The sequence below is a fragment of the Vibrio sp. S12_S33 genome (genome assembly GCF_963889785.1).
In the GTDB taxonomy this organism is placed as follows: domain Bacteria; phylum Pseudomonadota; class Gammaproteobacteria; order Enterobacterales; family Vibrionaceae; genus Vibrio; species Vibrio aestuarianus.
Map to the genome: position 1 here is coordinate 43176 of NZ_CAWPQZ010000027.1, position 10815 is coordinate 53990.

The 10815-nt window shown below is 42.8% G+C and carries 10 protein-coding genes and 1 pseudogene; 6 read left to right on the plus strand and 5 right to left on the minus strand.

The genetic code is table 11. The features are described from left to right. The first annotated feature begins 405 nt into the window (after positions 1-405). The 3 genes from glpA to glpC are packed head-to-tail and all read left to right on the plus strand — an operon-like array spanning position 406 to position 4588. Positions 406-2055 carry an anaerobic glycerol-3-phosphate dehydrogenase subunit A gene (glpA, locus tag AACW06_RS12885; RefSeq protein WP_192075361.1) on the plus strand — a complete coding sequence of 550 codons (1650 nt, stop codon included), beginning with the start codon at positions 406-408 and terminating at the stop codon, positions 2053-2055. Continuing rightward, positions 2052-3365, plus strand: coding sequence for a glycerol-3-phosphate dehydrogenase subunit GlpB (gene glpB, locus AACW06_RS12890; protein ID WP_192075362.1), 1314 nt, complete (start codon positions 2052-2054; stop codon positions 3363-3365). Before glpA ends, glpB begins: the two co-directional genes overlap by 4 nt. After that, positions 3362-4588, plus strand: coding sequence for an anaerobic glycerol-3-phosphate dehydrogenase subunit GlpC (gene glpC, locus AACW06_RS12895; protein ID WP_192075363.1), 1227 nt, complete (start codon positions 3362-3364; stop codon positions 4586-4588). Before glpB ends, glpC begins: the two co-directional genes overlap by 4 nt. A gap of 60 nt (positions 4589-4648) precedes the next feature. Here glpC and AACW06_RS12900 read toward each other — a convergent pair whose 3' ends face one another. Then, positions 4649-5743, minus strand: a complete 1095-nt coding sequence (locus tag AACW06_RS12900) for a ketoacyl-ACP synthase III (protein WP_192075364.1) — start codon at positions 5741-5743, stop codon at positions 4649-4651. Between the two features lie 186 nt (positions 5744-5929). On the opposite strand from AACW06_RS12900, the gene trxC reads away from it, so the two are divergent. Beyond that, on the plus strand, positions 5930-6364 hold the full coding sequence (gene trxC, locus AACW06_RS12905) for a thioredoxin TrxC (RefSeq protein ID WP_192075365.1): 435 nt from the start codon (positions 5930-5932) through the stop codon (positions 6362-6364). 88 nt (positions 6365-6452) lie between these two features. Next, the gene (locus tag AACW06_RS12910; protein ID WP_420895719.1) at positions 6453-7721 is read left to right on the plus strand and encodes an MFS transporter; all 1269 of its coding nucleotides are present in this window, start codon (positions 6453-6455) and stop codon (positions 7719-7721) included. An 8-nt stretch (positions 7722-7729) separates the two neighbouring features. Here the strand turns inward: AACW06_RS12910 and AACW06_RS12915 are convergent, their stop codons facing one another. Continuing rightward, the gene (locus tag AACW06_RS12915) at positions 7730-8131 is read right to left on the minus strand and encodes a nitrous oxide-stimulated promoter family protein (RefSeq protein WP_192075371.1); all 402 of its coding nucleotides are present in this window, start codon (positions 8129-8131) and stop codon (positions 7730-7732) included. A gap of 107 nt (positions 8132-8238) precedes the next feature. Between AACW06_RS12915 and AACW06_RS12920 the strand changes: the two genes are divergently transcribed. After that, the gene (locus AACW06_RS12920) at positions 8239-8442 is read left to right on the plus strand and encodes a DUF2986 domain-containing protein (protein WP_192075366.1); all 204 of its coding nucleotides are present in this window, start codon (positions 8239-8241) and stop codon (positions 8440-8442) included. On the opposite strand, the gene AACW06_RS12925 is transcribed toward AACW06_RS12920, so the two are convergent. The 3 genes and pseudogenes from AACW06_RS12925 to AACW06_RS12935 form a co-directional block, all read right to left on the minus strand. Continuing rightward, a complete protein-coding gene (locus AACW06_RS12925) occupies positions 8431-8904 on the minus strand; it encodes a LabA-like NYN domain-containing protein (RefSeq protein WP_053310515.1) in 474 nt (157 codons plus the stop codon). The two genes, AACW06_RS12920 and AACW06_RS12925, sit on opposite strands and share 12 nt — an antisense overlap. Positions 8905-9174: 270 nt before the next feature. Beyond that, positions 9175-9997: pseudogene (locus AACW06_RS12930) on the minus strand (IS3 family transposase); the annotation flags it as partial. Between the two features lie 86 nt (positions 9998-10083). After that, the gene (locus tag AACW06_RS12935) at positions 10084-10536 is read right to left on the minus strand and encodes an HNH endonuclease (protein ID WP_192075367.1); all 453 of its coding nucleotides are present in this window, start codon (positions 10534-10536) and stop codon (positions 10084-10086) included. Positions 10537-10815: the final 279 nt, after the last annotated feature.

Genomic DNA, 10815 nt, shown 5'->3' on the forward strand with positions numbered 1-10815 from the left:
AAATATCCAATTTTGTTAATTAACTCATTATTTTGATCTTATCACCCATATGGATGAACAGTACAAACCTCCATAAATTTAAGCAAATACTAATTAACATCATGGATAATACGTAGAATAAAGCATGAAGTAGATAATTTATCATTCTCAATAGCAAGTTAACCGTCAGTAATTTGAACTGCTCATAAGCGCATATCATGTTCAAAACAGACCAAGTTGTTAAATCATTAACAGTAAAAATGTTAATTAATTTTCCATTTTGACATCTTTCACCAAACCTTCATTAACCCCATCGATTAAACATACAACTAATAGTTCGTTCGAGCTTTTGTGAGCAACATATCGAACATTTATGAAAAAAAATGTCACACTGAATGTAAGTTTTTCATCGAATAAGGTTTCACCATGACCACAGCAACCCGATTTGAAACCGATGTCGTCATCATTGGTGGCGGAGCAACCGGTACTGGAATTATGCGCGACTGTGCGCTGCGTGGTATTAATTGTATTTTGCTAGAAAAAGATGATATTGCATCGGGCACGACTGGACGCAATCATGGTTTGCTGCATTCTGGAGCACGCTACGCAGTAACAGACCCAGAGTCAGCCAAAGAATGTATCCAAGAAAATCAAATTTTAAAAAATATCGCCAAGCATTGTGTTGAAAATACCGATGGCTTGTTCATTACGTTGCCTGAAGACGACCTGAATTTTCAAAATACTTTTATTCAAAAATGCAGTGACGCGGGTATCGCCACGGAGCAACTTTCAGTCAAAGAGGCGCTGAAACTCGAGCCGCACGTAAACCCCAACCTGATTAGTGCGGTAAAAGTGCCCGATGGTACGCTTGACCCTTTTCGTTTGTGTGCTTCCAACGTTTTAGACGCCAAAGAGCATGGCGCGCGAATTTTCAACAAAACAGTAGTTACTTCGCTCATTCGCCAAGGTGATACAATTTTGGGTGTGCGTTGCTTACAGCTTAACACTCACCAACAATACGAGATCTTCGCTAAAGAAGTCATTAACGCCGCGGGAATATGGGGTCAAAACATCTGCGAATATGCCGATCTCAACATTAAGATGTTTCCCGCCAAAGGGTCGTTACTCATTTTAGATTACCGCATCAATAACTTAGTGATTAACCGTTGCCGCAAGCCGTCAGATGCCGACATTCTTGTTCCTGGTGATACTATTTCACTTATCGGTACCACGTCTGAACATATTGATTATGACCAAATCGACAATTTACATGTCACAGAGAAAGAGGTTGATATCCTCCTTGCTGAAGGCGCAAAACTTGCACCAATCATGGCGAACACCCGGGTATTGCGTGCTTATGCTGGCGTACGTCCACTCGTATCAGTAGATGATGATGGCAGCGGTCGTAATATCAGCCGTGGCATCGTGCTACTTGATCACCAACAACGCGATGGTCTAAAAGGACTGACCACAATTACTGGCGGTAAATTAATGACTTACCGTTTAATGGCTGAATGGGCAACCGATTTAGTTGCCAAAAAACTGGGCAATACGACGGCTTGTGAAACCCACACTCGCCCACTGCCTGGTTCAAATGAAACGCCAAAACAAGTGAAAAAAACCGCCAGCATTGCCAAACCTATCTATGAGTCAGCCATCTACCGACACGGTGAGCGTGCTAAAAACTTCCTGACAAATGATGTAAAAAGCCAAGCCATCATTTGTGAATGTGAAATGGTGACCGCTGGTGAAATTGAATACGCCATTAAACAGCTCGACGTGAACAATTTGGTCGACTTGCGTCGTCGTACACGTTTAGGAATGGGCCCTTGCCAAGGTGAATTATGCAGCTATCGAGCAGCCAGCTTATTTAATGAATATGGCAATGTATCTGGTCAGCAATCTAGTCAGTTGTTGGTTGAATTTTTAGAAGAGCGTTGGAAAGGTATTAAACCCATTTTTTGGGGAGATGCTCTGCGTGAGGCAGAATTCAGCTATTGGATTTACGAAGGTTTGTTCGGGGCTAATGATATCCCAGAGCAACAATACAAGAATGAAAATGAGGAGACGTTATGATTAAGTACGACGTCACAGTTATTGGTGGAGGCATCGCAGGCTATAGTGCTGGAATTCGTTGCCTTCAAGCAGGCCTTAAGACAGCGTTAATTAGCCAAGGCCAGAGTGCGTTGCATTTTTCTTCAGGCTCGATTGATGTTCTGGGTAAATTACCTTCAGGCCAGCCGGTAGACGCACCTTTTTTAGCCATGGAAGAGCTAGCAAAACAAGCACCTAGTCATCCTTACAGTAAAATTGGCGCTGAGATAACACAAAATAGCTTATTGTGGTTCCAAAAAACGCTGCAACAACGAGGAATGCCATTAACTCATCAAGCCGACAGCAGTAACCATTACCGCATCACGCCAATGGGCACGCTGAAAGCCACTTGGCTATCGCAACCTTATGTATATCAACACAAAACCATAGCACCGTTTAAGCGTATTATTTTGCTTGCAATTGAAGGTTACCGGGACTTTCAACCACAGATGTTGCAAGGCAACTTAGGTCATTTACCTGAATTTAAAAAGATACCAAGCGAAATCATTCAAGTAACCATTCCTGGTTTTGAAACTCTTCGCCATAACCCGAACGAATTACGTTCAATCGATATTGCGCGTCTATTAAAACAGCCTCAAGCATGGACCAGTTTCTGTGACCAGCTAATGCGCTACGCCAACACGCAAGATCTTGTCATTTTACCCGCCATTATGGGTAACGGTGACGGGCTAACCTTATTAAACGAACTCAAATTAGCAACCAATCTACAACTGCATGAAGTACCCACTATGCCACCATCATTAATGGGGATTCGCATTGAAGAATCGCTAAGTCGGGCCTTTTTGACAATGGGAGGTATTCATCTTAAAGGTGACAAAGTCGTGAATGGGGAGTTTGAAGGTGACAAGCTCACCGCGATTCATACACAAAACCTCATCGATATGCCTATTCAAGCGGATCACTTTGTAATGGCGACAGGCAGTTATTTCAGCCAAGGTTTATCCGCTTCACATAATGGCGTTTCTGAACCTATCTTCCAGTTGCAAGTAAACAGCGTCAGTGATCGTGCTCAATGGCGAAATAACGCATTCTTTGCCCAGCAATCACATCCATTTATGACCTTTGGTGTAGAAACTAACCACCATTTAAATCCGATACATCAAGGGACTGTGATCAAAAACTTATACTGCTGTGGCTCAATGCTTAATGGCTATGACCCAGTTTTTGAAGGCAGTGGTGGTGGTGTTGCCATTGCGAGTGCTTATCACGCTACATCGCAGATTATTGCCCAATCACAGGCAAAAAATGTCATTGAGGAGGCTTTAGCATGACAACCTCTTTTATTGAAGCTGCACCTAAAAACACCTCATTTGATCAGTGCATCAAATGCACCGTATGTACCGTGTATTGCCCCGTTGCGAAAGCGAATCCTCTCTATCCAGGGCCAAAACAATGCGGACCGGACGGTGAACGATTACGGATAAAGAGTGCAGAATATTACGATGACTTACTGAAACTGTGTACTAACTGCAAACGTTGTGAAACCGCTTGCCCATCAGGTGTTAAAATTGGCGATATCATTGCCGTTGCTCGTGGTAAGCACGGCAAGAAATCATTCAGTCCGAAATTGGTGCGTGATTACGTGCTCAGCCACACCGATTTATTCGGGACATTGGCTACACCATTTGCGCCAATTGTTAACGTCGCTACCTCTATGCCACTGGTTAAAAAAGCGATGCATAAAACCATTGGCGTTCACGACCATAAATCACTACCTAAATATTCGCATGGTACATTTCGTCGTTGGTTCAAACAAAACTGTACTCGTCAGCCTCTTTATGCACGCCAAGTTAGCTATTTCCACGGCTGCTATGTGAATTACAACCATCCTCAACTAGGCAAAGATTTCGTTGCCGTAATGAATGCGATGAATATTGGTGTACGTTTGTTGGATAACGAGAAGTGTTGCGGCGTGCCACTAATTGCCAACGGTTTTCACGATAAGGCTCGCAAAAACGCATTATTGAATGTGAAGAATATTGAAACCGCAGTGTTAGATCGTCAAACCTCGGTACTGTCGACCTCTTCGACTTGCTCATTCACTTTACAACAAGAATACCCACATGTTTTAGGTGTTGATAATAGTAAAGTGGTCAATAAAATTGAGTATGTCACCCGCTTTTTACTCAAAGAATTCATGAGTGGCAATGCGCCAAGAATGAAACCGGTAAACTTAAAGGTGGTCTATCACACACCTTGCCACTTAGAGCGTAGCGGCAATGTTATGTTTACTATTGAACTGTTAAAGATGATCCCTGGGTTAGAACTGATCGTGCTTGACAGTGAGTGCTGTGGCTTAGCCGGAACCTACGGTTTTAAAGAAGAAAACTATGATGTATCAATGAAAATTGGATCGCATTTATTTGATTCGATCAAAGCCTCTCAAGCAGACTATGCCATTACTGATTGCGAAACGTGCAAATGGCAAATCGAGGAGAATACCGCTCTAGAGACTATCCACCCCATCAGCTTATTAGCGATGGCGATTGCTTAAACGCAGTAACAAAAAAGCCAGACTGCAATCGCGTCTGGCCTTTTCAATGACTTTTTAGTTTTATTTACTTGCTAAAGGGCGTAATTGGCAATGCTCTATGGCATTGGCTAACAGCTCTAACGCCGTTGACTCACACTCAGCTAAAACAGCATTACTTTGAGCAATTGGTGTCACGCGTTGCCCCCATTTGATATACCCAGCCCCCCACGTCAACCCTGCGCCAAAAGCAGCAACAAGCAAGTTATCATTCGCTTTGATCTTGCCTTGCTCAACCGCTTCGCATAGTGCAATCGGCACCGTCGCGGCAGAGGTGTTACCATAGTTTTGAATATTAACGAAAGCTTTATCTTGGTTGATGCCCGACAAATCACAAAGCGTTTGAATAATACGCACATTAGCTTGGTGAGGGATCACAACATCAATATCATCGGTTGAAAGATCAGAACGTGACAATACTGTTTGCGCTGCCGCCCCCATTCCTCTCACCGCTCGTTTGAAGATTTCCTTACCTACAAAGTCAAAATCCCAGTAACCGTTGTCAGCAGCAAAACGGTCCATTGATGAACCAAATTTAGGCACAGCGAGAATGTCTCGTCCTTCCGCATCACAACCAATTTGAGCCTCTTGCAAACCTAGTTTTTGCTCTGTTTTGCTCAGCACAACCGCCCCAGCACCATCACCAAACAACACAGCGGTATCACGCTTGGTCCAATCGATATAAAAAGATAAACGCTCTGCACCCACCACTAAAGCATGGCGGTAGTGACTCGATTGAATTAAGCGGGTGGCGGTTTCTAAACCATACACAAACCCAGTGCACGCGGCGTTCAAATCAAAAGCAGCCGCGCTTTTAATACCAAGATTTTGCTGCACTTTCGAGGCGATATTGGGAATGAGCGAATCAGGTGAACACGTCGCGATGATGATAAGATCAATCTCCGAAGCATCAATGCCCGCACAGGCAATAGCGTGTTGAGCGGCAACGGTGGCCATATCAGAAGTATTGACATGACTAATGCGGCGATTTTCAATACCAGTACGTGTTTGGATCCACTCATCTGAAGTTTCTAGAAACGTACTAAGATCTTGGTTGGAGAGCTCTGCAGGCGGAAGACATTTTCCCCAACCTGTAATTTCGGCATAAAATTTTGTCATTATTAACCTGTTTTTGTTGTATTTTCTAAGGCGATCAAAAGACTTTCAATTAAATAAGCACTCGCCCTATGAAAGGTAGCTGAGCGAAAAAAGGCCTTTGCAATATTAATTAGTATACGTGCTTTTGCTCAAGCGTTAAATTTATGGTCAACAATATACAATTAGAAAAAGGAAAAAGAGGTCATCATGTCTACATTTAATACTCGTTGCCCTGCGTGTCACGGTGTTAATCGCGTCCCGTTAGAACGTGTATCTGACAGCCCTAACTGCGGCAAATGCCAAGCGTCATTGCTTGACGGTGCGCCCATCGAAGGCACTGAAGCAAATTTTGCGGCCCTATTGAAAAGCAACCAACCTGTGGTAGTCGATTTTTGGGCTCCGTGGTGTAATCCATGCGTTGGATTTGCTCCTGTATTTTCCGATGTTGCTACAGAGCATAAAGGTAATGTGCGTTTTGTAAAAGTTGACACAGAAAGTCAACAAAATCTCGCGGAAAAACATCAAATCCGCAGCATTCCAACTGTTATGCTCTTCAAAAATGGTCAAAAAGTAGAGGTTATTAATGGCGCCCTACCAAAAAGTCAATTTAATCAATGGCTAAACCAAGCTTTGACTAAGTAAAAAGCTTCTAAAAACACAAATAAAGTTGGCATTATTTGATCATTTATGCCAACTTTATGCTCGTTTTCTTCCCTTACGACAACGATTAATAAAATTAATCGTTAAGAACACAATTTTTCGTTTTACCTTTTTCACTATCAACTCCATATTCGCCCGAAATCACCTCCTTTTATTTTTTGATTTTGAGGCAAAGTCATTGGACAACATCACTGTTAACGTGTCTTCTCCACGTATCTCTGTACCTGTTATTGCGCTGTCGCTCTATGCGATAGCATCAGGTTATCTAATGAGTATGATCCCGCTGATGTTGCCTCATTACGGGCTAGAAAGCTCGCTTGCCAGTTGGTTGGCTAGCGCCTTTTATGCGGGACTACTGCTTGGCGCATTAGTGGTTGAACCTTTCGTTAACCGCGTTGGACATCGCATCGCATTTGTTTGGTGTCTTGTTGCCCTGATGCTCACCATCATCGCTTTACCTGCTATGCACATCGCAGAAGTGTGGTTAGTAGCACGCTTTATTGCTGGCGCTGCAGTTGCTGGCGTTTTTGTTGTGGTTGAATCTTGGCTAATGCACGGTGATGAAAAAGGCCGAGCTAAACGCTTAGGTATTTATATGGCGGCACTTTATGGTGGCACAGCACTTGGTCAACTAGGCATTGGCTACCTTGGAGTATCCGGCGGCGTACCGTTCATTGCCATCATTACTTTATTGCTTATTGCGAGCACAGTATTAATCTACGGTGATTCTGATCAACCTTCGACTCAACACTCATCAAGTTTGTCACTAAAACAGGTTTTCAAACTTAACCATGCCGCCTTGCTTGGCTGTGCTGTTTCTGGTTTAACGCTTGGTGCAATATATGGCTTAATGCCAATCGAACTTGAATTACGTGGCATCAATCATACTGACTTAGGCAGCCTCATGGCTTTGGTGGTATTAGGTGGCATGGCCGTTCAACCTATGGTTCCTTGGCTATCTAAATTTATGGGCCGCACACTCCTGATGGCAATGTTTTGCTTGCTTGGGTCGGCAGCAATTGCCATGACTCTATTGCAATCGGGCATCATGATGTTGGCAGCCAGTCTGTTTGTGTTGGGAATGGCGACTTTTGCTCTTTACCCTATCGCCATTAATTTAGGCTGCGACAAACTGGATGAAAATTACATTGTATCAGCCACACAAGTCATGCTTTTTAGCTACAGTATTGGGTCTGTTTCTGGGCCACTGATTGCTGATTGGTTTATGCAACGTTCACAAGGTCTGATGGGCTATCTATTGGTTGCTTTACTGACAACCTGTCTTTATATGTTAATGGCAAGTATGAAAACCAAACGTCAATGGGTTGCAGGCGAATAATCCCACTCTTATTCAACTGATGGCTTACTGGACGGTGCATTTTTCAATCGTTGATGACGATTTGAAAGGTGCGCTTTTGGTTTTGCAGGGATGGCCTTTTTTTCATGTAACAGATGCCGAATAGCTAATATAGGGTGTGGTAATAGCATTCTTGGTCCTGAGTAGCGCATCACCAATCTCATCTGTTCTTTTGGCTCAGGTTTATAGCAATGAATTGGGCATTGGTTACAAGTGGGTTTGTGTTGACCGTATGGACAGCGATCCAATCGAATTTCAGCGTAATCAAGCAGCGCTTTGCAAGCATCACACAAACCTTGTTGCACATCGTGATGACGCTGGCAGTATATCTCTAACATTGATTTCACCGTGCGAAACTCTGTAAGTAGCTTGCCCGTTAAAAGATCACTTATCGGCTTTTTCATTCCCTATCCCTCCATTGAGTTCACACCAAAAAACAAGTATCCTGCGCCACCTTGTTCCTTGTGAACCGATGATTCACCGTTAAAGAGCACACATTATGAACCGTAAAAAGAAAATCAACCAAGCGCTGAAGAAGCACCTAAAAAAGAAAAATGCTAAGCTGCACCCTAGCAACAAGCCACGTTACATTTCTAAAGCTGAACGAGCAAAATTAGAAGCAGAGCAAACTACAGCATCAGAAGTAACGCACACCGAACAGCACACCAATTCCGTCACTGCTGAAAGCGAATCACAGCAGTAAGTCTTGCTCTATTGGAACAAATCGGCTGGCGACATCAATCAAACTTTGAGCCGTCAGCCTTGGCACACCATATACTTCCACTCGTTTGTTAAATCGCTGTTTAATGCGTTCAACCAATAGCTCAAAATCTCCATCACCCGACACCAAGACAATCACGTCAGCTTGCTCTGCTAATTCAACCGCATCAAGTGTAATGCCAACATCCCAATCCCCTTTTGCACTGCCATCACGACGCTGAATAAATGGTTTGAGTTGCACATCAAAACCAATCCCACGCAAAATATGATGAAACTGACGTTGCTTTGGATCTTGGCTAGCAATCGCATAGGCGTTAGCTTTGATCACTTCACGACCATGAGTAGCTACGTACCAAAACTGGTTGTAATCAAAGTTCTGGCGGTACTTTTCTTTGCAGGTGTAGTAGACGTTTTGTACGTCGACCAAAATAGCGACTTTTTCCATCTGTTTTCTCTCAAGCAGAAACGAAAACAGCGGCCTATCATCGCCGCTGTTTTGCAAATTGAGTACATTATACGCCAAACCATTTCAATTTGTCGTGCAAACTGTAGAGACTTTCTTCACCAACCTCGTTGTAACGATGTCTTTTTTTCGGATACTTAACTGATATTTCAGAAGTGGACCCCAATGGTTGGACACATAAGCTAATCCTTTAAGTGGTTGATCCAGCTCATGCCGCGTATTTCTGTCTTCCAAAGTAGACTTCATCAGGGGCAACTTCTGTGTGAACTCAGTACTAGTAAACTGGCTACCCTGATCGGAGTTAAAGATATCGGGCGCTCCGTAGTGTTGGAGCGCTTCTTCGAGTGCCTCAATACAGAAGCTTGTATCCATAGTGTTCGATAAGCGCCAGGACAACACCTTACGGCTATACCAGTCGATAATGGCAACCAAATACAGGAACCCTTTAGTCATTGAGATGTATGTGATATCAATAGCCCACGCTTGGTTTGGATAAGTGACTTCGATATCACGCAACAGGTACGGATAAACCTTGTGTGCTTTGTTTGCCAGTGTCGTTTTTGGCTTGGGGTAAATCGCCCCAATGCCCATTTCTCGCATGATCTGAACAATACGCTTGCGATTAACGTTATGACCCTTTTTCATCAGTTCAGTTCGAATACGTCTACTGCCCATGAATGGATACTGAAGGTGAATTTCGTCAATCATACGGCGCAACTCAACCTCCTCAACAGAGAGTCCGATAGGCTGATAGTAAACCGTAGAGCAAGCAATATTGAGAAGCTCACACTGACGCTTTATCGGTAGTTGGGTGGATTTAACCAGCGAGCACTTTGGCCAAAAAATCATTTTCCATGGTCAATTGACCGATTTTGGCGTGAAGTTTGTCTACCTCTTCGGAATTGTCTTTGCCTAACATTTCTTCTTTATATTGGCGCTTCCAGCGCACTACAGCTGATGAACAAGCACCACTGATATCTTGTATCTGTTGATTGGTGTAACCATCTTCAACCATCATCTTGGCATATTCAAGCTTCTGTTGAGGGGTGATTTGCACTCGTAGTTTTGGTGACATATCAGATTCCTTATAAGTAGTGATAATTATAAGGCTTAAATAACATCCAAGTTAACCGTACCATTACACATTGATCATCAGATCTATTAGTCGAGTATTTTGTCTCCTTTTTTAATATTGCACAACCAACATGACAAAATGACATTATCTATACTATTACTCCCACCTTTTACCATTGGGATTACATGATCAACAACCAATTGAGCTCTGTTATGAAGCTGCTGTTTGCAATAATTGCAAGTGCCTATTGAAAGCAAATACAAATGGAGTAACTGGTTATAATCTAGATCATTTTTCACACCATATAATTCAGCACGCTTTCGACACCCGTTCCACTTTAGCTTTACAATTTCACCTAATGCATCATCATCGAAACTCGCTCTTTGTAACAAGATATCTTGTTTTATTGTTTTTTTTGAGCACTCAAACTTCTCTGCTAACTCATTGATACCTGCTTCATCAACGATACTATGGCCTGCAGAAATCAAGCTTAAGATATACTCTCGTCTATATGCGATTTTTTCCGAAGCACTTGCCATGGTATGTTCTCTCATAGATAAATACTAAAGTATTCTAATAGTCTTTATTAACTTCATATAAGACCTTCAATAAGCAGCTAACGCCAAATTAAGGTGATGAGATGGTCTCCCCCTACCGCTTCACATGGCCTTGAGCCATGCTTGGAGTGTTAAGGTCCCGAAGCAAAAGGAGAAGACCATGACTCAGCATAAAATCATCGGCATCGACTTAGCAAAAAATATTTTCTTTCTTCTTCAAATTAATCATAAAGGAAAGAACATAAGCCGTAAAAAACTTCA

Excerpts from the sequence above, each read along its gene's own strand:
- AACW06_RS12900 (WP_192075364.1), bottom strand. The coding sequence starts at position 5,743 with ATGACAAAATTTTATGCCGAAATTACAGGTTGGGGAAAATGTCTTCCG.
- AACW06_RS12920 (WP_192075366.1), top strand. The coding sequence starts at position 8,239 with ATGAACCGTAAAAAGAAAATCAACCAAGCGCTGAAGAAGCACCTAAAA.
- glpC (WP_192075363.1), top strand. The coding sequence starts at position 3,362 with ATGACAACCTCTTTTATTGAAGCTGCACCTAAAAACACCTCATTTGAT.
- AACW06_RS12935 (WP_192075367.1), bottom strand. The coding sequence starts at position 10,536 with ATGGCAAGTGCTTCGGAAAAAATCGCATATAGACGAGAGTATATCTTA.
- glpA (WP_192075361.1), top strand. The coding sequence starts at position 406 with ATGACCACAGCAACCCGATTTGAAACCGATGTCGTCATCATTGGTGGC.
- AACW06_RS12925 (WP_053310515.1), bottom strand. The coding sequence starts at position 8,904 with ATGGAAAAAGTCGCTATTTTGGTCGACGTACAAAACGTCTACTACACC.
- glpB (WP_192075362.1), top strand. The coding sequence starts at position 2,052 with ATGATTAAGTACGACGTCACAGTTATTGGTGGAGGCATCGCAGGCTAT.
- trxC (WP_192075365.1), top strand. The coding sequence starts at position 5,930 with ATGTCTACATTTAATACTCGTTGCCCTGCGTGTCACGGTGTTAATCGC.